The organism is Arthrobacter sp. Sr24 (genome assembly GCF_054511175.1).
The window spans coordinates 125,915-148,601 of the sequence record NZ_JBTNDB010000008.1; the positions used below are offsets into that span (position 1 = coordinate 125,915).

General features: G+C 59.5%; 20 protein-coding genes and 1 riboswitch. Of the genes, 16 read left to right on the forward strand and 4 right to left on the reverse strand.

The window, feature by feature from the left end:
- Positions 1-3: 3 nt before the first annotated feature.
- Positions 4-489 (reverse strand): cation:proton antiporter regulatory subunit, encoded by a 486-nt coding sequence (locus ACX80D_RS07920; RefSeq protein ID WP_459322093.1) that lies wholly within the window; start codon positions 487-489, stop codon positions 4-6.
- A gap of 122 nt (positions 490-611) precedes the next feature.
- Between ACX80D_RS07920 and dcd the strand changes: the two genes are divergently transcribed.
- Positions 612-1,199, forward strand: a complete 588-nt coding sequence (dcd, locus tag ACX80D_RS07925) for a dCTP deaminase (RefSeq protein WP_459322094.1) — start codon at positions 612-614, stop codon at positions 1,197-1,199.
- A gap of 315 nt (positions 1,200-1,514) precedes the next feature.
- Here dcd and ACX80D_RS07930 read toward each other — a convergent pair whose 3' ends face one another.
- Positions 1,515-2,834 carry an MFS transporter gene (locus ACX80D_RS07930; RefSeq protein ID WP_459322095.1) on the reverse strand — a complete coding sequence of 440 codons (1,320 nt, stop codon included), beginning with the start codon at positions 2,832-2,834 and terminating at the stop codon, positions 1,515-1,517.
- Positions 2,835-3,088: 254 nt separating this feature from the next.
- Here ACX80D_RS07930 and ACX80D_RS07935 point away from each other — a divergent pair, with 254 nt between their 5' ends.
- From ACX80D_RS07935 to mnhG, 6 genes are read left to right on the forward strand one after another with little or no spacing between them, the layout of a single operon-like run.
- Positions 3,089-6,070, forward strand: a complete 2,982-nt coding sequence (locus ACX80D_RS07935) for a Na+/H+ antiporter subunit A (protein ID WP_459322096.1) — start codon at positions 3,089-3,091, stop codon at positions 6,068-6,070.
- Positions 6,067-6,633: a Na(+)/H(+) antiporter subunit C gene (locus ACX80D_RS07940; RefSeq protein WP_459322097.1), complete on the forward strand. Its 567-nt coding sequence runs from the start codon at positions 6,067-6,069 to the stop codon at positions 6,631-6,633. The genes ACX80D_RS07935 and ACX80D_RS07940 overlap by 4 nt, the downstream gene beginning before the upstream one ends.
- Positions 6,630-8,258, forward strand: coding sequence for a Na+/H+ antiporter subunit D (locus tag ACX80D_RS07945; protein ID WP_459322098.1), 1,629 nt, complete (start codon positions 6,630-6,632; stop codon positions 8,256-8,258). Before ACX80D_RS07940 ends, ACX80D_RS07945 begins: the two co-directional genes overlap by 4 nt.
- On the forward strand, positions 8,255-8,905 hold the full coding sequence (locus ACX80D_RS07950) for a Na+/H+ antiporter subunit E (protein WP_459322099.1): 651 nt from the start codon (positions 8,255-8,257) through the stop codon (positions 8,903-8,905). Before ACX80D_RS07945 ends, ACX80D_RS07950 begins: the two co-directional genes overlap by 4 nt.
- Before the next feature lie 5 nt (positions 8,906-8,910).
- Entirely contained in the window at positions 8,911-9,177 is a 267-nt protein-coding gene (locus ACX80D_RS07955; RefSeq protein WP_459322123.1) for a monovalent cation/H+ antiporter complex subunit F, read from the forward strand.
- The gene (gene mnhG, locus ACX80D_RS07960; protein WP_459322100.1) at positions 9,174-9,536 is read left to right on the forward strand and encodes a monovalent cation/H(+) antiporter subunit G; all 363 of its coding nucleotides are present in this window, start codon (positions 9,174-9,176) and stop codon (positions 9,534-9,536) included. The genes ACX80D_RS07955 and mnhG overlap by 4 nt, the downstream gene beginning before the upstream one ends.
- 153 nt (positions 9,537-9,689) lie before the next feature.
- Here mnhG and ACX80D_RS07965 read toward each other — a convergent pair whose 3' ends face one another.
- A complete protein-coding gene (locus ACX80D_RS07965) occupies positions 9,690-9,950 on the reverse strand; it encodes a DUF4235 domain-containing protein (RefSeq protein WP_459322101.1) in 261 nt (86 codons plus the stop codon).
- A gap of 204 nt (positions 9,951-10,154) precedes the next feature.
- Positions 10,155-10,272: riboswitch (TPP riboswitch) on the forward strand.
- Positions 10,273-10,318: 46 nt separating this feature from the next.
- Between ACX80D_RS07965 and ACX80D_RS07970 the strand changes: the two genes are divergently transcribed.
- From ACX80D_RS07970 to ACX80D_RS08005, 8 genes are all read left to right on the forward strand, one after another.
- The gene (locus ACX80D_RS07970) at positions 10,319-10,969 is read left to right on the forward strand and encodes an ECF transporter S component (RefSeq protein ID WP_459322102.1); all 651 of its coding nucleotides are present in this window, start codon (positions 10,319-10,321) and stop codon (positions 10,967-10,969) included.
- A gap of 42 nt (positions 10,970-11,011) precedes the next feature.
- On the forward strand, positions 11,012-12,580 hold the full coding sequence (locus ACX80D_RS07975) for an ABC transporter ATP-binding protein (RefSeq protein ID WP_459322103.1): 1,569 nt from the start codon (positions 11,012-11,014) through the stop codon (positions 12,578-12,580).
- The gene (locus tag ACX80D_RS07980; protein WP_459322104.1) at positions 12,577-13,374 is read left to right on the forward strand and encodes an energy-coupling factor transporter transmembrane component T family protein; all 798 of its coding nucleotides are present in this window, start codon (positions 12,577-12,579) and stop codon (positions 13,372-13,374) included. Before ACX80D_RS07975 ends, ACX80D_RS07980 begins: the two co-directional genes overlap by 4 nt.
- A 227-nt stretch (positions 13,375-13,601) precedes the next feature.
- Positions 13,602-14,996, forward strand: coding sequence for an extracellular solute-binding protein (locus ACX80D_RS07985; protein WP_459322105.1), 1,395 nt, complete (start codon positions 13,602-13,604; stop codon positions 14,994-14,996).
- Positions 14,996-15,979, forward strand: coding sequence for a carbohydrate ABC transporter permease (locus ACX80D_RS07990; protein WP_459322106.1), 984 nt, complete (start codon positions 14,996-14,998; stop codon positions 15,977-15,979). The genes ACX80D_RS07985 and ACX80D_RS07990 overlap by 1 nt, the downstream gene beginning before the upstream one ends.
- A gap of 10 nt (positions 15,980-15,989) precedes the next feature.
- Positions 15,990-16,877 carry a carbohydrate ABC transporter permease gene (locus ACX80D_RS07995; RefSeq protein WP_459322107.1) on the forward strand — a complete coding sequence of 296 codons (888 nt, stop codon included), beginning with the start codon at positions 15,990-15,992 and terminating at the stop codon, positions 16,875-16,877.
- Between the two features lie 80 nt (positions 16,878-16,957).
- Positions 16,958-18,208: a glycoside hydrolase family 32 protein gene (locus ACX80D_RS08000; protein ID WP_459322108.1), complete on the forward strand. Its 1,251-nt coding sequence runs from the start codon at positions 16,958-16,960 to the stop codon at positions 18,206-18,208.
- 131 nt (positions 18,209-18,339) lie between these two features.
- Positions 18,340-19,293, forward strand: coding sequence for an L-lactate dehydrogenase (locus tag ACX80D_RS08005; protein WP_459322109.1), 954 nt, complete (start codon positions 18,340-18,342; stop codon positions 19,291-19,293).
- A gap of 479 nt (positions 19,294-19,772) precedes the next feature.
- Here ACX80D_RS08005 and ACX80D_RS08010 read toward each other — a convergent pair whose 3' ends face one another.
- Positions 19,773-20,828: a LacI family DNA-binding transcriptional regulator gene (locus tag ACX80D_RS08010; RefSeq protein ID WP_459322110.1), complete on the reverse strand. Its 1,056-nt coding sequence runs from the start codon at positions 20,826-20,828 to the stop codon at positions 19,773-19,775.
- Between the two features lie 236 nt (positions 20,829-21,064).
- Here ACX80D_RS08010 and ACX80D_RS08015 point away from each other — a divergent pair, with 236 nt between their 5' ends.
- Positions 21,065-22,597, forward strand: a complete 1,533-nt coding sequence (locus ACX80D_RS08015) for a UDP-N-acetylglucosamine 1-carboxyvinyltransferase (protein WP_459322111.1) — start codon at positions 21,065-21,067, stop codon at positions 22,595-22,597.
- Positions 22,598-22,687 lie beyond the last annotated feature (90 nt).

Here is a 22,687-nt window from a genome sequence, read left to right on the forward strand (position 1 = left end):
GCGCTAGGGTCGAGACTGCAAAATCAGGGCAGCCTCTGCCAGCCCGTCGTCCGTTCCGACAATAACCACCATATCGTCAACGTGCAGAACTTCATCAGGGCGCGGCGAAGCAACCACATCGCCGTCACGTAACAACGCCACAATGGAGGCGCCGGTCTGTGTCCGCATTTGGGTTTCACCCAAGCTGCGTCCAGCGAAGTTTGAACCCTTGCGGATCATGATCTGGTGCGTACTAATGCCGGAAACGTCTTCGTGCTCCGCGCTGAGTTGGGCAATCAGCTGGGCGTTTCCCAGCAACTGTCCCAAACCGGCGGCCTCCTCCGCGCTGAGCGGAATGGAGGCGGCGCATGCATCTGGATCGTCAACACGGGAAAGGATCAGTTCGGTATGGCCATCACGGTGAGTCACCACACCAATGCGTCGTCCAGTGGCAAGGCGCAGTTCCCTACGGACGCCTATACCTGGAAGAGGAGTCTCTTCAATATTCATGGTTCTCACCTTAGCTGCGTAAATGGCACTGCGCGCGCTTAATGAAACGCTGAAAACGGCAAAAATAGTCCCGCATCGCCTTTGACGGCCGGGCTGGGCTCTAGATGCGCTATTTTTAGAGGGTGCTGATCTCTGACCGCGACATACGTGCCGAAATTGACGCCAAGCGGATTGTCTTGGACCCCTACGACCCTGCCATGGTGCAGCCATCAAGTGTTGATGTGCGCATTGACAGGTTCTTCCGACTTTTTGACAACCACCGCTACGCGCACATCGATCCTGCGGAGGAGCAGCCCGAGCTGACCCGGATGATCGAAGTTGATCCCGAGGAAGCGTTCATTTTGCACCCGGGTGAGTTTGCGCTGGCCTCCACCTATGAAACCGTCACGTTGCCCGATGATGTTGCGGCACGGCTCGAGGGCAAGTCCTCACTGGGGCGCCTGGGCTTGCTGACGCACTCAACCGCGGGCTTTATTGACCCCGGTTTCTCCGGCCACATCACCTTAGAGCTCTCCAATGTGGCGACCCTACCCATCAAGCTGTGGCCTGGCATGAAAATTGGCCAGCTCTGCTTCTTCCAGCTGTCCTCACCTGCCGAAAACCCCTACGGAACTGGAACTCACCAGAACCGCTACCAGGGACAGCGCGGCCCCACGGCGTCCAAATCGTTCCAGAATTTCCACCGCACCAAGATTGAGCTCGGCGAGTAGCTTACTTCCTCCAGAGCTGACGACGGCGGCCGGTACCTTCCACACGGAAAGGTGCCGGCCGCCGTCGTGAGTTCACTTATACGCTGAACTCGAGTTGGGTTGGGCGCATAGGGGAACTTCTGAGGTTATGCACCAAACTGGAGCCGGGTCAGGTGCATAGACGCTCGGTCGCCTAACCCAGATCGGGTTAGGCGCATAGGGAATCGCTCCTGAGGTTGTGCGCCTAACCCAGATCGGGTTAGACGCATAGGGAAACGCTGCTGAGGTTATGCGCTGAACTGAAGCTGGGTTAGACGCATAAAGGGTGATGAGGGGTTAGCGGGCATGCGCCGGCGCCTTGACCGGCAGCAACAGCAGCAGTCCGAGCAGCAGCACCACCAAAATGCCGATGATGCCCCAACGCTGGGCGCCGAATATAAGGATGGACAGCCCGAACAATTGAGGTGCCAGGAAGGAAACGGCGCGGCCCGTGGTGGCGTAGAGGCCAAAGAGTTCGCCCTCCTGCCCTTCAGGTGCCAGCCGGCCCATGAACGTTCTGGCCGAGGATTGCGCTGGGCCCACGAACAGGCACAGGATCAGCCCGAAGACCCAGAAGGCGTTCTTGCCATCGAGGAAGAGCAGCGCCCCGCCGGAGACGAGTAAGCCGACCAAGGAGGTGACGATGACAGCCTTGGGACCAAATTTGTCGTCGAAGAAGCCCGCGGACAAGGCGCCCACGGCCGCCACCAGATTGCCGGCGATGGCGAAGATCAGGACATCGCCGGTTTTAAAGCCAAAGGATCCTACGGCCAGTACGGCTCCGAAAGTGAAGATGGCGGCCAGTCCATCACGGAAGATTGCGCTGGAAATGAGGAAGTACACGGTGTGACGGTCGGTGCGCCACAAAAGTTTGATGGTTCGGTAGAGCTCTTTGTAGGACTGGAAGAATCCCACCTTGGGCATATTCGGATCGGGCTTTGATTCGGGAATAGCGAACAAGATGGGAATCGAGAACACCACTATCCACAGCGCTGAGAACACGGCCACTGCCCGGTACGTCATACCATCGGCGCTGGTGATGCCAAAGATGCCAACTTCGGGGGCGATTAGGGCGACGTACACGATCAGCAGGGCAACTATGCCGCCGAGGTATCCTGCCGCCCAACCGAAACCACTAATCCGCCCGATGCTCGTCTTGGTGGAGATCTGCAAGAGCATTGCGTTGTAGTTAACGCCTGCAATTTCAAAGAAGACGTGCCCAGCAGCAATTAGCATGCACCCGAAAAGTAGGTACGATTCCTGTGGCTGAACGAAGAAGCATGCTCCTGTCAGCACCGCCACAATGAGCGTATTGATGCCCAGCCACAACTTCCGGCGGCCGCTGTGGTCGGTGCGTTGCCCCGCAACCGGCGCTATCAAAGCGATCGCCAAGCCTGAGATGGACATGGCAAACGCGAGGGTGGCCGTGGCCTTATCCGCACCGCCAAAATCGTCCCCGGTTAGGTACAGGGCGGTGAATATGAAGGTGGTCATGACCGCGTTAAACGCTGCCCCACCCCAGTCCCATAAAGACCACGCCGTGATTTGCCAGATGGTCCCGGGGGTCTTGGCCGTCGCTACGGGCGTGGAAGCGGCGGGGGGAGGATACTCAGTCATAGGCCACATGCTATCTGTCACACACGGCGCGACGGGGTAGGGCAGGTGAACATTAAGCGATGGACGCTCAGCTAGTGCGCACGGAACGGGCCCATATCTCTCCCCAACTCAGTTGCAAGGTTCTGGCAAATGTCGAGCATTAGGCTTCGGCCCGGAATTTACAAGGGCTCTGGGTTGCTAGGATAGGAGGGTCGGGAACCGACTTTAAACCCCGTGATTCGCTCATTTCCAGCCCGAAACATGTGGAGCTTCTAGTGCTGATTGTCCTCTGTGCGCACTTCATTGTTGCCATCTTCGCGCCCATTTTGTTCGCACGATGGGGCCGTTCGGCGTTCTATATTCTGGCCGCGGTTCCCGCCACTAGCTTTGTTTGGCTCTTGGCGCAATACAATAATGTGTTCTCCGACACGCTGCCCAGCCCGGCATTAGAGATCCCTTGGATTCCTGTCTTGGATCTGGACCTGTCATTCAAAATGGACCAATTGTCCTGGCTGATGTCCCTGCTGGTCCTCGGCGTTGGTGCGCTGGTACTGGCCTATTGCGCCAGATACTTCAAGACGGACGACGCCGGACTGGGCGGCTTTGGTGCCCAGCTGCTCGCTTTCGCGGGGGCCATGTTCGGTCTGGTCACAGCCGACAACCTCATTCTTTTGTTTATTTTCTGGGAACTGACAACAGTCCTTTCCTACCTGCTGATTGGTTACGCCCGTACCCGTATCGCGGCCAGACGTGCAGCGCTGCAGGCCTTGATTGTGACAACCTTTGGCGGGTTGGCCATGTTGGTGGGCCTGATTATGGTGGGCGAAACCGCAGGTACCTACAGTATTTCCGAGGTCTTGGTCTTGGCGCCCGAGTTGATGGCCGCCGTCGGAAGTCCCAAGACGGCACTGAACATTGGTATCGCCCTGCTTCTGGTCGGCGCTGTCACCAAATCAGCCTTGCTGCCGTTCCACTTCTGGCTTCCTGGCGCCATGGCCGCACCCACTCCGGTGAGCGCTTATCTTCATGCGGCGGCCATGGTGAAAGCTGGAATTTACCTTATTGCCCGCTTGGCGCCGGGATTCTCACAGACTGATTACTGGCAGGCCATAATCGTGGTGCTTGGGCTGAGCACCATGCTGTTGGGTGGCTGGCGCGCTCTACGTCAATATGACCTGAAATTGATTCTGGCTTATGGCACCGTTAGTCAGCTGGGCTTTATTGCTTTGGTGGTTGGGCTAGGTGGGCAGGAAGCTGCCTTGGCGGGCATGGCCATGGTGCTTGCTCACGGCCTCTTCAAAGCCTCCTTGTTCCTGGTGGTGGGCATTATTGACCACCAGAGTGGCACACGCGATATCCGAGAACTATCCGGGGTGTTCAAATCAGCGCCGAAACTGGGTGTGGTGGCCTTGATTGGTGCCGCATCTATGGCAGGGCTTCCGCCGATGGCCGGATTTGTTGCCAAAGAAGGTATTTTCCAATCCTTTATTGCCTCAGCTATGTATGGGCCCGCAGGGGCGGGCGTGGGCTGGAGTGTCCTTGTAGGAATGGTCCTTGGCTCTATCCTGACGTTCGCCTACAGTGCCCGGTTTATGTGGGGCGGCTTCGCATCGAAGTCCAAGGGTATGGCAACGGTGTTCAAGCCCATTGGGTGGCCGTTCCTTGCTGCTCCAGCATTTCTGAGTCTTTTGACGCTGGTCTACGGCTTGTCTCCGCAGACCGTTGAACGCTGGATCAAGCCCTATAGCGAGCAATTCCCCGCATATGACCCACACGGCATGCATCTGTTGCTGTGGCATGGTTTCACCCCCGCACTGGGGCTTAGTGCCATTGTCATTGTCGCTGGTATTTCTTCGTTCCTTATGCGGAACAAGGTGGAAGCTTTCCAGTCGATGACGCCGTCGCTGATGGACTTCGAGCGCGGCTACCGGCAGAGCATTGTCATCTTGGATGCGGTGGCCATTTGGGTGACCGGCCGTACTCAGCGTGGCTCGCTGTTCTTCTACCTCGCCGTTATTCTGTCCACGGCGATCGGCTCAGTGCTTGCAGTTCTGGTCTTGACCGAACAGAACTGGACTGAAAACCTCTACTTTGTAGACCCCACCTCGCCCTTCCAAATCATCGCCGGCGCGGCTGTTGTCATTGGCGCCCTCGCGGCTGCTAGGGCCAACAAGCGGTTCATGGCTGTGCTCATGGTTTCAGTCACCGGCTACGGAATCGCCTTGATCTTTGCCCTGCAAGGGGCACCCGATCTCGCCTTGACCCAGATGCTCGTGGAAACTATTGTTCTGGTCGCGTTCTTGCTGGCCATGCGGTCGCTGCCGCCGAAACTCATGGAACGCAAGCAAGTAGGCAGTCACCGTTTGGCCCGTGCGATCCTCGGAGTCGGTTTCGGAGCAACCATGGTGGGCGTGGCCATCCTCGCCATGGGTTCACGCATCCACGAGCCGGTGAGCCTGGCGCTGCCCAAGCTCGCCTACGAGGGAGGTGGCGGACTCAACGTGGTCAACGTGACGCTCGTGGACATTCGTGCCTGGGACACCTTTGGTGAAATTTCTGTCCTGGCCATCGCCGCGACCGGCATCGCCAGTTTGATCTTCGTCAGTGGCCGCGGCCACAAACTCCCTCGCGCCATCACCGTAGAGTCTGGGAGTGTTGGCAGGCTCAAGCAGGTGTCAGGCTTGGGGTCGACGATCAAGATTGCCGAGAAATTTACGGACTCACCGAGCAACCCTTGGCTCGTGGCTGGGCGAACATTGGCACCTGAGCAGCGATCCATCATTATTGAAGTAGTCACCCGGTTGGTTTTCCACAGCATCATCGTGATGTCGATTTACCTGCTGCTTGCCGGACATAACGCGCCCGGTGGCGGCTTTGCTGGCGGTCTGGTGGCCGGATTGGCCTTGACTATTCGCTACCTTGCCGGCGGACGTTTCGAGTTGGCTGAAGCCACGCGCATTTCCGCTGGCACACTGCTGGGTCTTGGTCTGGCCGTGGCCGCGATTACCGGAGCGGTTCCGCTGTTCTTGGGTGGGGAAGTCTTCCAAAGCGCCATTATCGCCTTTGACCTTCCGATCTTTGGGGACGTGAAATTTGTAACGTCCACACTTTTCGACATTGGCGTTTATCTGGTGGTGGTGGGCCTGGTTGTTGATGTGCTGCGCAGTCTGGGGTCTGAAATTGACCAACATGAAGAGGACGGCATGGAAGGCATTGAGTTGATCGAGGACGACGAGCCGTTGGAGGCTAGCCGATGAGCGTAAACCTGACTCTCCTCCTTGTCATGGGTGTGCTTTATTCCGTGGGCATCTATTTGTTGTTGGAACGGAGCTTGACGCGGGTTCTGCTAGGCGTGATGCTACTGACCAACGGCACGAATATCTTGCTTCTTGCTACGGGTGGTTACGCCGGCTTGGCGCCGATCTTCAATAAAGATATTCCTGCAGACGCATTCAATGATCCTTTGCCGCAGGCCTTCATTCTGACCTCCATTGTTATTTCCTTCGCCGTGACAGCCTTCATGCTCAGCTTGATCTACCGGTCCTGGCTACTGAGCAACGCTGACCACATTCAGGTTGACCGCGAAGATCTTCGCGTTGCCATGCAGGAACTGTACGACGACGAAGAGGACTCCGAAATTGCCGTTGAAGTCTCCGACTTCCACGAAAATACCTATAGGGACGCAAAGCGAGAGACAGTTCCTGGGATCGGTCCCAAGAAAGTGGCACCCGTTCCAGATCCTGATGTGCTGGGGGCTGATACGCCGGAGAATCCCCGAACATCACAACAGCATGAATCGCCTAGAAAGGACAAGGAATGAATGTCGCAAGTTTTGCTCCGCTCGCCGTCGTTCTACCTTTCCTTGGTGCGGCCTTAGCCTTTGCACTGATCCGGCGGCCGCGGGCCCAGCGCCGGGTCAGCTTGGGCACCATCACGATCACCTTGGCCCTAGAAGTCTGGCTCTTGGCCAGCGTATGGACTACTGGTCCCATTGCCGTCCATTTGGGGGGCTGGTCACCACCCTTTGGCATTGTTATGGTGGCCGATCAATTTTCCTCACTACTGCTAGTGGTTTCCTCCGCCGTGAGCCTGGCAGTGCTGGCCTACGCAACCGGGCAGGGTTCCGCCGACGGTGAAGAGAGCGGACCAGTGTCCGTCTTCCACCCGACCTACTTGATCCTGATGGCAGGGGTCTCCAACGCCTTCTTGGCTGGTGACCTCTTCAACCTCTACGTGGGCTTTGAGATCCTATTGACAGCCAGCTATGTGCTGATGACCCTCGGTGGCACCGGATCCCGAATCCGAGCCGGTATCACCTACGTGGTAGTCAGCGTGGTGTCCTCGGTGCTGTTCTTGATTGCTATCGCCATGATTTACGGAGCCACTGGAACAGTTACGTTGGCAGATCTGGCGGTCAAACTTGCAGAACTGGATTCGGGAACTCAAGCTCTTTTGCACGTGCTCTTGCTCATAGCCTTTGGTATTAAAGCCGCAGTTTTCCCACTGTCATTCTGGCTTCCTGACTCCTACCCAACCGCACCCGCTCCGGTGACTGCGGTGTTTGCCGGGTTGCTGACAAAAGTTGGCGTCTACGCAATTATTCGCACGGAGACGTTGCTGTTTCCCTCGGACCAATTCAATAACGTGCTGTTAGTGGTTGCCCTGTTGACCATGATTGTAGGAATATTTGGCGCCATTGCCCAGACAGATATCAAACGTATGCTGTCCTTTACATTGGTGAGTCACATCGGATACATGATTTTCGGCGCCGCACTTTCATCAGTGCTGGGACTGGCCGCCACCATTTTCTACGTCATTCATCACATCACCATTCAAACCTCGTTGTTCATGGTCACCGGACTCATTGAACGGCGAGGTGGCACGTCCTCGATCATGCGCCTGGGAGGTCTGGCAAAACTGTCGCCAATTCTTGCGGTGCTGTACTTCATCCCAGCCATGAATTTGGCCGGCATCCCGCCATTCTCAGGATTCCTTGGGAAATTGGGGCTGCTCCAAGCAGGCGTTGCCGACGGTTCGCCTCTGGCCTACGCCCTGGTGGTGGGCGGTGTAGTGGCTAGCCTCCTGACACTTCTGGTCATGGCCCGCGTGTGGAACCGCGCATTTTGGCGCAGCACCGCTGATGCTGAAGATCCGGAACCGGTCCTGTTGGCCACGGCTCCGGATGCCTCGGGAGAACAAAGCATGCGGGCACTACGCACCAGCAAACATGTTGACGCCACATCAGGCCGTTTCTCCGGAGACAATGAGATCCCCATCCTTCCAAAGATGATGGTGTACTCAACTATGGGACTGGTCCTGCTCGGCATTGCCATGACGGTCTTTGCCGGACCGCTCTTTGACCTGAGCCAAGAGGCTGCCACCAGCATGCTCGAACGCACCGACTACATTGAAGCCGTATTGGGCAGCGGGGCGGGCAACCCATGAGCCAGGTGACAAGACAACGGCGTAAACTCAATGTCCTGCAAAAACTGCCACTACTGATTTGGTTGGTAGTGGTCTGGGGCGCTCTCTGGCAGGACTTCAGCGCGGGCAACCTGCTCTTTGGGGCGTTGATTTCGGTGGGTGTTACCCATGTCTTCTATTTGCCACCCATTGAACTCAGCGGCCGGTTCAACGTGCTGCGGGCGTTGGTATTCCTGCTGTGGTTCATGAAGCAGGTGACCATTGCCAGTTTCCATGTGCTGCGCTGGGCCATTGTTAAGGGACCCAGGATTCGCAACGCCGTCATTGCCGTGCCGCTGCGCAGCCCCTCAGATCTGCTGATGACGGCAGTAGGTCACGTGTTGTCGCTGATCCCAGGCTCCTTGGTGGTCGAGGTGGACCGAGGCTCGGCCACGCTCTATGTCCATGCCATGAATGCGCCTACGCCAGAGAGTATTGTGCAGGTGCGTGAAGGCATCCAAGACATCGAGGCACGGCTGATCAAGGTCATGGGGACCAAAGCAGAGTTGGCCGCACTGAAAAGCGAACAGGCGGGATCTCCCATGGTGACTCACGCACAGACAGTGCGCGGCTCCATCGCAGAGAATCACGGAACTTTCGAAGTTGAGAGCCCGGGGGAGGGACAGTGAGCGCCATGAATGTTGTTGTCATCATTGTTGTTGCGCTGCTGGCACTCGCGGCTGCCGGCACCATTTACAGGATTGCCGCCGGGCCGTCCCTGCTAGACCGCGTGATCGCAGCCGACGTGCTGCTCGCCATTTTCGGTGCCGCACTCGCAACCGAAATGGCCATCAACCACCACATCGACAATTTGGCGCTGCTGGTGGTGTTGACGGTGATCGGCTTTATTGGTTCCGTCACGGTGGCCCGATTTGTGGCACACAAGAGGGATGACGGATGAACACGTTCATAGATGTGCTGACGGCGATCTGCCTCTTGGTAGGCGCCCTGATGAGTCTTGCAGCAGCTATCGGCCTGCTGCGATTTCCTGACCTCATGAGCCGCATGCACGCTGCCACCAAGCCTCAAGTCTTGGGGTTGTTGCTGATGTTGGCGGCTGTTGGACTGCAAATGCGTGCTTGGGCTTTGCTGCCGCTTCTCGTCGTAGCCTGGCTGTTTCAGCTGCTCACGGTTCCGGTGTCCGCGCACATGGTGGGCAGGGCTGGATACCGCACCAAACATCGTCGCCCGGAATTGCTCAGTCTTGACGAGCTGGACCAGGTTGTGGCTTCCGTGGTGGAAGAGGACAACACCCACTGAAGGGCTGTGGGGCGTCTTTCAGGGGGACGTCTCTTCGGAGTAAACCGCGTAGCCGCCGGTTAAACGCCAAAGGCGCCAGCCGCCGTCGTACGTGATCAAATTCGCAGATCAGACGTGACGGTGAATGACGCCCCGGTGGTGCGCAACCGCTCCTTAGACCTCTTCGGGATGCTTGTTGAAGCGGGCGATGGCCTTCTGCGTGGTGCGTCCGGCCAGGGTCTGGATGATGGCGGCAACCACTGCGGAAACCAATGCAAAAGTGAGCGCGGAGCGGAGGCTGTTCTCCAGATCTGCACCATCCTTGGGCGGCTTGTTACCGGTGCTCTTCTCCCAGACCGTGTCCACGAGCTTGCTGGCCGCAAATCCGGCGCCCAAGCTGATGCCGGTTCCGAGCAATTTGAAGACGATGTTCATCAATGACTCCTGCGTGGTTAAGTGAAGTTGACTGGGCTTGCGCGGGAAAAACTCTAGTGTCAGCCTAGCGCTTTTGCCGGGGCAACAGCTGTTGCCCGCTGCGCAGGGGCCTCATGTCCTGGTGCATATTTCGCTACGGTAGGGCCAGTGTTATGGTCCCCATTGGTCCCCAGCAGGGCCTGGGGGTACACTGAATCCGCAATTCAAACACGACAGGGGAGCGTCATCCCATCCTGGGATTAGACGCTGAGAGTGCGGTTCGCCGCAGACCCTCGAACCTGCTCCGGTTAGTACCGGCGAAGGGAGTCGAGTTCTCTTCGGCTGCGCGGAAATACCGCTGTAGCCGCCCCTCCTGAAAAGGAGGAATCATGAGCAAGTCATTCGCGGGCGGAAACGCCACGCAACCCAGTAAGCAGGCCCCCCAAACGGCGCAACAACGTAAAAGCACGTGGCGGGTCGTAGACATCGTTGTGGTCTCTGTTCTCGGCGTTGCCTTGGGCGTCATCTTCTGGCTATGGTCAGCTGGGTACGGGCTGACCAGCGCCATCACCGTGGCCTTCCCGCCGCTTGGAGCGCTGTACGGCGGTGGCTGGTTGATCGCCGGCGTCTTGGGCGGACTGGTTATCCGCAAACCCGGGGCAGCACTGTATTGCGAGCTCATCGCCGCCATGGTGGAGGGACTGCTGGGTACGCACTTTGGTTTTACGGTGCTGCTGTCCGGTCTGGTTCAGGGCCTTGGTGCCGAGCTGGGCTTCGCGCTGTTCCGCTACCGCAAATTCAACCTTCCCGTGGCTCTGATTTCCGGCGCATTGGCGGGCTTGGCCTTGGGTATCAACGACAGTATTGTCTGGAACATCGAGTGGGCCATGCAATGGAAGCTCGTCTACGTAGCTCTGGCCATGGTCTCCGGTGTCGTCATTGCTGGGTTGGTGTCCTGGTTGGCCGTGCGTGGTCTGGCGAGAACCGGCGCTCTGGCAAGTCTGCCCTCTCGTGGAGCAGCCACCGAACGCGCGGTCTAGGCCGTGAGTATCGAGCGCAACCGGGGCAGTACCCCGGCGAAAGTGAGCGCCAAAGGGTGGGGCTGGCAGCATTCGGGCCGTAGCGGCCGTGCCGTTGCGGGCTTAGATCTTCAGATTGAACCGGGGGAGCGCGTCTTGCTGTTGGGCCCTTCCGGTGCCGGAAAGTCCACTCTGCTGCACGCTTTGGCTGGTGTTTTAGGTGATGATGAGGACGCCAACGAATCGGGCATATTGCTCATCGACGGCGCTCCCGTGTCAGAATCCCGTGGCCGTTCTGGCCTCATGCAGCAGGACCCGGATGCTCAGGTGGTGCTCTCGCGGATCGGAGACGACGTCGCGTTTGGCGCCGAGAACCTCTGCGTTCCGCGTGAGGAAATTTGGCGCCGCGTAGGTGCAGCTCTGGAATCCGTGGGCCTGGAGCTGCCCTTGGATCATCCCAGCTCTTCGCTCTCTGGTGGCCAGAAGCAACGCCTTGGTCTGGCTGGAATGCTGGCCATGCGCCCGGGCCTGTTGCTGCTGGATGAGCCAACCGCCAACCTTGATCCGGCCGGTGTGGTGGAGGTGCGTGATGCTGTGCGCCGCAGCCTCGATGAATCCGGAGCCACGCTGGTGGTTGTCGAACACAGGGTCTCGGTCTGGCTGGACGTGGTGGATCGGATCGTGGTTCTGGCCCCCGCAGCTCTGGGGCAACCCGGCGGGGTCCTCTTCGACGGCCCGCCCGCAACAGTTCTTGCTCAAAGCCGGGAGCTGCTGGCGGCGGCGGGGATTTGGGTCCCGGGCTACCTCCCGGCGGTGCGGCCGCGGACTGCCTCAAGCCTAGAAACGTTCGACGCCGGGGCGCACCTCCTGCTCGAAGCGGAAGATCTTGCGCTCTCCCGCACCAAGGGACGTAAGCGTCGCCCGGTGGTGCCGGTCGCCGTCGTACCTTCTGTTGAGGTGAGGGCCGGGCAAGCGCTCAGTGTGACCGGGCCCAATGGTGCTGGCAAGTCAACGCTGGCGCTGACCCTGGCCGGATTGTTGGCCCCTGCTGGTGGCCGTTTGGATGCTTTGCCCGAGTTGGCTCGGGGGGCCGGGAGTCGGCCGTTGTCGTGGCGCGGGCGTGAATTGATTAGCAGGATCGGCACGGTTTTTCAGGAACCTGAGCATCAATTCGTTGCTCACACTGTGCGCGAGGAGTTGCTGTTCGCGCCGAGGATACTGGGGCACGGTGGAGAGTTGGTCGAGGAATTACTGGCGCGGTTGCGGCTAGAACATCTAGCGGACGCGAACCCGTTCACCCTTTCCGGCGGGGAAAAACGCCGACTGTCCGTGGCCACCGTGCTGGCGGCCAGCCCGCAGATATTAGTTTTGGATGAGCCAACGTTTGGTCAGGACGCCAACACGTGGGCTGAGCTAGCTTCCATGCTGAGCGAGCTGTTGGACGCGGGAACCGCCGTGGTTTCGGTGACGCACGATGCCGCCTTCACCGCGGTTCTGGGAGGACAGCGGCTGGTCATGGGAGGCCAGGGAAGCCAGGGAGGCCGGGGTGGATTCGCTAATGCGCCAGCTGCATCAACCGCGCCAACTGCGTCAACCGCGCCAGCTGCGCCAACCGCGAGGTTGCAGCCATGAGTGTTGACATCGTTGCTACACCCCGTTCCAACGCATGGCTGGCACGGGCCAACCCGCTCGCCAAGCTGGGCGCTGGCATGGCCTTGACCATTGTGCTGTTGATGAGCGTGGATTGGGTATCAGCCACCTCCGCCCTGATTCTAGAGTGCGCGGTGCTGCCCCTGGCCGGGTTGAGTTTGCGGATGCTGTTGCTACGCGGCTGGCCCATCCTGGTGGCAGCTGTGGTGGGTGGCTACGGAACGGCCCTATTGGCTCCCAAAACGGGCGAATTGCTGTTGGCTCTGGGTCCAGTGACGTTCACTACCGGATCACTGGAAGCGGGGGTGGCCATCGCCTTACGTGGCTTGGCTATTGCCTTGCCCGGAATCATTGTGCTGGCCTCCACCGACCCCACAGATCTGGCGGATGCACTGGCGCAAAAGCTGCGTTTACCGCACCGCTTTGTCCTTGGAGCGCTCGCAGCCATGCGGCTCGTGGGTCTGCTGGTGACCGAGTGGCAAACTCTGGGCATGGCTCGCCGTGCGCGGGGAGTGGGCGGCGGGAAGGGTCTTTTTCGTGGGCTCAAGGCTCAGCTGGGTCAGGCCATGGCGTTGTTGGTGCAGGCGGTGCGGCGTGCCACTCGGCTGGCCGTCGCCATGGAAGCTAAAGGCTTCAGCGCGGGCCCGCGCACCTGGGCCCGAGAATCGAGCTATTCGCAGCGAGACCTCTGGGTGGTCGCCGGCGGTGTGCTGATTGCTAGCGTCTCCGTCGGTGCCGCCGTTCTGTTGGGCACCTGGAATCCAGTGTTTGGCTAGAACCGAAGGTGCGGTTCCCGGCTGCCCTAGACGGTACTTTCCCGGCTTGGGGGGTCGTTATTACCATTTGCTGCTGGCGGGCCGGGAGCGGATGGTAATAACGACCCCCAAGTCACAACATGTCCTCAAACGCAGAGTCACGAAATGTGACGACCCTCATGCTTGACACGCGTTAGGTCGATCTGCCATGCTTCCTAACACGCGTTAGGTAGTTGCGAGGAGGCAACATGAGTGATGTATCAAGACGGGCCATGCTGAGTTTGCTGGGCATCGGTTCCGTGGGTGCCGTCGGGGCAAGCTGGCCCCGGCTGACTGGATCAGACATCCCTGGGCGGGGATCTGATTCGCTCAACGTTGCCATCCTTGGCAATGCCCAAGATGCTGCGAGCCGTGTCAACCTAGTGAAGGCATTCTCCGCAGCCCATCCGAACATCAAGGTACGGATTCAGGCCATTCAGGGTGCGGACTGGGGCGATTTTTTCGCAAAGATCCTCACCATGGTGGCCGCCGGGACATCGCCCGATGTGGTGCTGGTAGCAACAGAAGGCGCACAGCTCTTTGCAGAGCGCCTAGCCGAACCTCTGGATGCGTACGTGAAGCGCGACCAGTCGGACGTGCAGGATTACTTTGACGATGTGCACCCCTCACTGGTTGAGGCGTTCATGTACCAGGGCAGCCTGTTCCAGCTGCCGCTAGATTTCAACAGCGCCAATATGTATATGAATACCGGGGCCTTTGAAAAGGCAGGACTGGCCCGGCCCGGGGACAACTGGACGCACCACGATTTCTACGATTCCCTCACCGCCATGAAGAAATCTGGTGGAAAGCAATTTGTCCCGTACTACTGGACCAACCGACTCTTCGGTGGCGTGGTGCCCTGGCTGTATGCCAATGACACCAGCTTCCTCAAGGAAACTCGGAGCACAGGCGGCAACTGGTTCTGGGACAAGTTCTACGCCAACGATCCCACGCGTGGCATGCGCTCCGGCGGCTACCAATGGCTAGAACCCAACGCCGAAGATCCCCGAGTGGCAGAGAGCTTTGAGTTCCTGCGCACGCTCGTGTCCGAAGGCCTGGGCACCAGCCCGGCACAAGGCGGCGGCAACGAACTCGTAGCCCAATTCGCCTCGGGCCTCATTGGCACCACACCGGCCGGCGGCTACTGGGTGCAGGGACTCCACGAAGCGGGCATGGCTGAAGATGCTTTCGATGTTCAGTTCTTCCCGAAATGGCGGACGCAGCGGCACCAATTTGGTGCCGCAGGCTACGCCATTATGAAAACCTCCACGCGCAAGGATGAGGCGTGGGAATGGATCAAGTTCTGCGCGTCCAAGGAAGCTATGGAGTTGGCCATGCCGAACCCCAACACCACACCTACCCGCCGCTCCATGGTCAATGAGGCGCTGTATTCAGGTAAGGGCCCGGCTCACTGGCAGGTCTTCTACGACACGCTCGATAAGTTCCCCAGCTCCGGACCCATCCCCGCACCGCCCCAGCAAGCGGCCGTGGAAAGTGCCCTGATCAAAAATGTCCTCGGCGCCGTCACAGGCTCCGCAACCAATGTTCGGCCCGCCCTGTCCACGCTGCAGCGTGACCTCGAGCTGGCTCTGAGGAGGGTCTGATGTCCACCACAGTGAAATCGTCTCAGCCAGACGCAGTGCCCGCCAGCCCCCGGGGCGCCGGCCCCCGCGGCCCCGGCCGCCGTACCTCGGCACAGCGTGGCTCTGGCAAGGAAAAAGGTGCCAAAGCCTTGGCCGCACTCTTCCTAGCGCCCACCATCATCGGTATTGCTATCTTCACTTTGGTTCCCATTGTGGCGTCACTGACCCTGGCATTCTTCCGGTGGGACATCATCAGTGCCCCGGAGTTCGTGGGTGTCGACAACTTTGTTGCCATCGGCGCCGATCCCACCGTTAGAACCGCCTTTCTGAACACCATGGGATTTGTGGTGGTGGCCGTCAGCCTCCAGCTGACGGTGTCCATTGGCTTGGCCGTGCTGATCCAGTCAAGGATGCCCAGCTGGTTGCGGACGTTCTTCCGCTCGGCGTTCTTCTTCCCGCTAGTTCTTTCAGCCTCCAGTGTTTCCATCATCATGAGCTACTTGTTCAACCAGAACTTTGGCCTGGTCAATAAGGTCATCGGCATGATTGGTATCCCGGCTGTGCCGTGGCTGACCTCGCAAGCCGGCGCCATGATCGTGATCATTTTGGTGTATGTGTGGCAGAACTTCGGGTTCACGTTCCTGCTCATCATTGGTGGCCTGAGCTCCATCCCCACCGAAATGTATGAGGCATCCTCCATCGACGGAGCTACGGGGTGGAAGCAGTTCAAAAACATCACGCTGCCGCTGCTGAGCCCCACCCTGTTGGTAGCCAGTGTCATGGCGATTATTTCTGCTCTGCAGATCTTTGATCAGCCCTACGTGATCACCCGTGGTGGGCCCGGCGATTCCACCCGCACCGCCGTCATGGTCATCTACGAAACAGCTTTCAAGCAGCTGGACTTTGGCCGCGCTTTTGCCATCGGCATTGTGCTGACGCTGCTGATCATGCTGGTGACGGCCATCCAATTCCGCCTCTCACGTCGCTTCGTGCACTACAACTAGGAGCCGTGCCATGACTACTATTTCCTTGAAAGAAAGCAGTTCCGCACCGGGCCGCACCCCTGCGCCCCGCAAGAAATTCCACGTAACCGGACGCACCGCCGGACGCGCTGCAATCCTCATTGTGGCAACATTTTTGACACTTGGCCCCGTGGTTTGGACCGTGCTAACCTCCATGCGCCCGCCCACCGAATCGCTCGGCGCCGGCGGCTCGATCTTCTCCGGCGGCCTCGATTTCAGCTCCTACACAGATGTGTTCACGCAGGTGAATATGTGGCTGCTGATCTGGAACTCGGCCCTTGTCACCGGCATCATCGCTGTGGGCCAAATGTTCACCGCGGCACTGGCCGGCTACGTGTTTGCCCGCATCGACTTCAAGGGTCGCGGCATACTGTTCAGCGTCGTTCTGGCCACCATGATGGTCCCCATGCAGGTCACCATTGTTCCGGTCTTCATGCTGATCCGCGGCATGGGCCTCTCGGATACCCTGATGGCCTTGATCCTGCCGGCCATTCCGACGGCGTTTGGCACCTTCTTGATGCGCCAATTCTTCATCGGGCTGCCCGGTGAGCTGGCTGAAGCTGCAGCGATCGACGGCGCATCCCCCTTGCGTACCTTCCGCTCCGTTTACCTCCCGCTGGCCTGGCCGGGACTCGCCATTGTGGGCATTCTCGCCTTCAACTTCCACTGGAATGAATTCTTCCGGCCGCTCATCATGACCATTAGCGAGGAAAACTTCACCATGCCACTAGGTCTGGTCTCGCTGCAAGGAAATATGGGCACGGGCTCGGTATCCACCGTGCTCGCAGGAGTAGTGCTCTCCATGATTCCGGCACTGGTGGTCTTCCTCTTTGGCCAGCGCTATTTGCGTGAAGGCCTGACCGCTGGCATCAACAAGTGACCCAGCAACAAAAAACTCAAAAGACTCAAAAGACCCAAAAGCAACTGAAAACCCCGAACCCCCATCAAGGAGCATTAGCTGTGAGTACAACTGACCCCGCCTTCCCGGCACTGCATGGCCGCCCGGATCAGGGCTGGATCAATGACCCCAACGGTTGCATCAAAGTCGACGGCGTCCATCACCTGTTCTTCCAGTTCAACCCGGACTCACCCACGCACGGCAACGTCCACTGGGGGCACGCCACCTCCACCGATTTGGTTCGTTGGACGCAGCAGCCCATCGGCCTGTATCCGCGCAAGGGTGCCGCGGACGCCGTCGGAGCCTGGTCCGGTGTCATTGCTTTGGATGGAGATGTGCCCACCGCGTACTACACCGGTATCGCCGAGACGGAGCATGATTCACAAGTCATGACGGCCACCTCGGACCGGACCCTGATCGAGTGGGAACAGGAGCAACAGGGTATTGAAGGTATGCCGGACGAGCCAGAGATTGGCGATGTCCGCGACCCCTTCCTATTCACGTTCAACGGCACGCAGTACGCCATTCAGGGAGCTGGTTACAAGGATGGTACCCCCGCCATTCTGCTCTACCGCTGCCACACCATGACCCAGTGGGAATACCTAGGCCCGCTCGTGACCGGCGGTTCGGGTGTGGCCCAAGAATGGGCTCCGGCGCAGATCTGGGAATGCCCGCAACTGTTCGAAATCGACGGCCAGTGGGTGCTCATGCTCTCGCTCTGGAACCGCGACGACCACAGCCTTGACCGCGTCACCTACCTGACGGGCGAGCTGAGCGAAGGTGGGGCGGGACTGAAATTCCTGCCCACCGGCGGCGGTTTGATCGATGATGGCCCCGATTTTTACGCACCGCAGGTCGTAGCCGGAACAGCTGAGGAGCCGCGCACGCTCATGTGGGCCTGGAGCTGGGAAAAATCAAGGAACGACGCCGATATCCTCGCCTCAGGCTGGGCCGGCGTACTCACCTATGCACGTGTGCTTTCCTTCCGCGACGGAGCCTTGCGCTCGGAGCCCGTGGCCGAGGTTAACACCCTGCGTAACGGCGTCATTTCAGCCGATACCGATTCATTCACCGTCCCGACGTCCGCCAGAGCCTTTGACGTGACGGCTGACAGTGCCGTGGAACTGGTGCTGGTTGACGGTGGCCAGGAGAGAGTTGTTGCGGCCATCGCGGCCGGACGCATTCTGGTGGACGGCTCGCTCGTGGAAATCTTTGCTGACGGCGGCACCGCCCGTACGGTGCGGGCGTACCCCACGGCGACCTCGCACTTCGAAATCCGGGGTGCAGCTACCGTTCACGGGCTGGCCATTTAGCCGCACGGCACGCCAACGGCACGCCAACTGCAGGGCCGCCCTTTGATGGCCCTGCAGTTGGCGTGCCGTGCAACACGGGAAATAATCCGTGCAGCAACCCGGGCCTAGAGATGGACGGGGATACTGGGAGCATGACAATTGCCCGCAGCACCAAGCTCACCATTGTCGGCGCTGGCAGCGTCGGCACCTCCCTTGCCTACGCAGCCTTGATTCGCGGTTCCGCACGCGAGGTGGTGCTTTATGACATTGCCACGGCCAAGGTGGAGGCGGAGGTCCTCGACCTGGCCCACGGCACACCGTTCGTTGGATCCTCCCGGATCGCAGGAGGCAGCGACATCGAGCTTGTGGCGGGCTCCGACGTCGTCGTCATCACAGCAGGTGCCAAGCAGGAGCCGGGCCAGACCCGGCTTGAATTGGCGGCCGTCAACGTGGGAATCCTGGAGAAATTGCTGCCTCAGCTGGTTGCTCTGGCGCCCAATGCGGTGTTCATCCTCGTGACAAATCCGTGCGACGTCCTCACCGCCGTGGCCGAGCGCATCACGAACCTGCCTCCGGGGCGCATCTTCAGCTCCGGAACAGTCCTGGACTCCTCCCGGCTGCGCTGGCTCGTGGCGGAAGCCGCCGGGGTTGCCCCGCAAAGCGTGCACGCTCTGATTGTTGGCGAGCACGGCGACACGGAGTTCCCGTTGTGGTCCGCGGCGACCATCGGGCAGACCCCGCTCCCTGACTGGACCGACTCCTCGGGGGGCCTGCTGTTTCCGCGGGAACGGCTCGAGACACTCACTCATGACGTGGTCCATGCCGCCTACACGGTCATTGCCGGCAAGGGGGCCACCAACTATGCGATCGGACTCTCGGGTGCACGCATCATTGAGGCGGTGCTGCAGGACGAGCGGAGCATACTGCCCGTTTCTAGCGTGTTGCATGGCTACCGTGGCATTGACGGCGTGGCCCTCAGCGTGCCGTCAATCGTGGGGGCGGGCGGAGTGCAGCGCATCATTGACACACCCATGGACGAGAGTGAAGCCGCTGCATTGCAGCACTCCGCGGAGACCTTGGCTGCGTCCATCGCCAAGTTCAGCTAGTCAACGCTTGCCGGCTCGGGTGTCGTCCCGCAAATCGGTCCGGTTCCGGGTGATGGAAAAGCTCAGCCAACCATTCGCTTCGAGATGGCTGTTGCAGACGAAAGACTGCCGTGATGTGGGGGCATCTAAGAAGTCCTGCGTCGCATGACTCTGCTTGTTCGCCCAGACGACGGATTTTCGCCAAGACAACGCGTTGATCGGATCTCTGTGCGACGAACGCCTATGAGCTGGCAAGCTCTAAGGTACCCTCGGGTTTGGTCGGCGGGTTTCCGTCTGGCCCGACGATGGCAGCGAGTGCCTTCACCAGCTCGCTCGTGCGGTTCCAAGAGTGTCAGGCTAGGAGGCAAAAAATGTGCGTCCACACTCTGATTTCCTCTTTTCATCGACAACGATGCGACTCGTAGGATTGCGACACGAAACTGGGAGTCTACCCACCCATACCTGACCCATCCTCGTTCCTCGGCAGGCCGTGACAGCGGCTACAGCGACGGGGGAGCCACTGAGCCGCGAACCACCAAGGGGCAGGGAATGATGATCGTTTCACCGTGTTGATGTTCTGCTGGAGTACCGACGCCATGACCCAAGTCTGCCAGCAGCAGCTCAACAGCTTTCTCGCCCATTTCGCGGTGAGGAAGTGCCACGGTGGTGAGCCCCGGTTCCGTGGTTCTGGCGAGTGGTTCGTCGTCGTCATAACCGACAATGCTCAGGTCTTGGGGAACTCGTAGCCCCAACTGCCCGCACGCCAACATGACACCTACGGCAACCCTGTCATTGGCGCAGACGATGCCCGTGGGTCGTTCGCGCTTGGGTGAGTGACCGGCGTCGTCTGCCAGTAGAAGCATGGCGGCCGCGAAACCATCATTAATCTCCCAGCCCGTTTCTCGAGCCTTGACGGGTGCCAGTCCAGCTGCGGCAAGAGCTGTGTTGAAGCCTTGAGTTCGACGTTCGGTGGCCACCAGCTCGGCTGTGCCGGACAGATAAGCGATCTTGTGGTGTCCGGCGTCGAGTAGGGCTTGAACCGCGGCGCCGCCTCCGTTGACCTCGTCGGGAATGATGGAGCGCAGAGTGCCGGAGGGGTCAAAGCTGTTGGCCAGCACCGCGGGCACGCCGCTCATGTTTGGGTGGGGGTGGTGTGCGCGAAGGCTCATGGAGGCAAAGACCATGGCATCAACTTGGCGGTTGATGAGAGTGGTGAAGGCACTGTTTTCACGGACTTCTTCACCTTCAGTGTCAATAACAAGAAGTAGATAGCCGGCACTAAACGCTGCATTGCTGGCACCCTGGAGCAGCTTGCCGGCAAACGGCCCGCCTGCAATGGAGTCAGTGACAACGCCAATGGTGTGGGTGCGCTGTGCCTGCAGGGAGCGGGCTACGGCGTTCGGCGTGTAGTTGAGCTCCTTGGCTGCGGCAAGGATGCGCAGCTGCTTGTCCTTGGCAATATTGCCATCGGCGCGTCCATTCAAGACAAAGCTCACGGCGCTGCGTGAAACTCCAGCGTGATTGGCGACGTCCTGTGAGGTTGCCTTACGAGCCATGAGGCCTCCTAAATCGTGTGAGGTCAGCCTATCGCGTGAATGTCCCGGCGCGGTTTAGCTATTGTCGGGTGCTGTAGCGCTCTGCGGGGTACCGTAGAGGTTGGGGCTATACCCTGAGCGGCAGAGATCCTCTGATTTATCGCATGTAACGGTTATTTTCGGTCCAAAAGGATAGTAATTGCCTGATAGCTCACAAAAAACACGCGAAATATGCATCTCGTGATATAAATGGTCTTATGAATCAAATGGCTGCAGAAACTGTTGGCGTACTTGTGCGGGACGCGCGCACTGAAAAGGGCTGGACCCAGGGAGAATTGGCATCCCATTTGGGCACCAGCCAAAGCGCGGTGGCCCGTATGGAACAGGGCAAACAGAATCTGAGCCTGAAAATGATCCAGCGGATGGAAACTCTGCTCGAGGCAAACCTCTTTAACTTTGGGGCTCCCACGAAGAGCGCCGTCATGCATCTGCGCGTCCATGGTGGTCACCAGCTCTCTGGCAGTGTTGAGGTGAACACCAGCAAGAACGCCGGCGTCGCCCTGCTCTGTGCCAGCCTGCTCAACCGCGGCACCACCACCTTGCGACGCCTAGCCCGCATCGAAGAAGTCAACCGCATTGTGGAATTGCTGACATCAATCGGCGTTGAGTGCACTTGGCTTCCGGACAACGATCTGCTGATCCGCCGCCCCGCCGTACTGGATTTGGGTGCCATGGACATTGCCGCAGCCAAGCGCACCCGCAGCGTGATCATGCTGTTGGGCCCGCTGCTGGATGAAGAAGACACTTACCGCATCCCCTACGCAGGTGGCTGCGATCTCGGCACCCGCACCGTGGAGCCGCACATGCAGGCGCTGCGCGAATTCGGGCTAAACGTCAACGCGCACGACGGTTTCTACCAAGTGCAGGCGCCGCTCTCGGACACAGAAGACCGCACCTTTGTACTGACCGAACGTGGCGATACCGTCACCGAAAACGCCATCATGGCCGCCGCGCACCGCGAGGGCACCACCGTGATCCGCAACGCCAGCCCCAACTACATGGTCCAGGACCTCTGCTTCTATTTGCAGGGTTTGGGCGTCAGCGTTGACGGCGTCGGTTCCACCACACTGACCATCAAGGGCAAGTCCCGCATAGACGTCGATATTGAGTACGCGCCCTCCGAGGATCCCATCGAGGCCATGAGCCTGATCACCGCCGGGATCGTGACGAAGTCCGAGGTCACCGTGACGCGCGTGCCCATCGAGTTCATGGAAATTGAACTCAAGGTGCTCGAACAGATGGGCTTCCGCTACCTGAAGTCTCCCGAGTACATGGCCCGCAACGGCAAGACCCGGCTCGTGGACATCACCACCTTGCCGTCTGAGCTTAAAGCCCCGCAGGACAAGATCCATGCCATGCCGTTTCCCGGCCTGAACATTGACAACCTGCCGTTTTTCGCCGTGATCGCCTCCTGCGCGGACGGCACCACCATGATCCATGACTGGGTCTACGAAGGCCGCGCTATCTACTTGACGGAGCTAAACCGCCTCGGCGCCGGCGTCCGCTTGTTGGATCCGCACCGCATCGACATCAAGGGTCCGGTTGCCTGGCGCGCCGCAGAAATTGGCTGCCCGCCCGCACTGCGCCCGGCCGCCTGCATCCTGCTGGCCATGCTCGCTGCCAGGGGAACTTCGGAGCTACGCAACATTTACGTGATCGAGCGCGGCTACGAGGATCTGGCCGAGCGTCTGAACACCATCGGTGCCGAGATCGAATACTTCCAGGACTAAAATCTTTCCAAAGTACGACGGCGGGGAGGGGGGGGTTTTCCCCAAAAAGCACAGAGAGCTGGGGGCCTCTCGAAAAGGAAAAGCACTCCG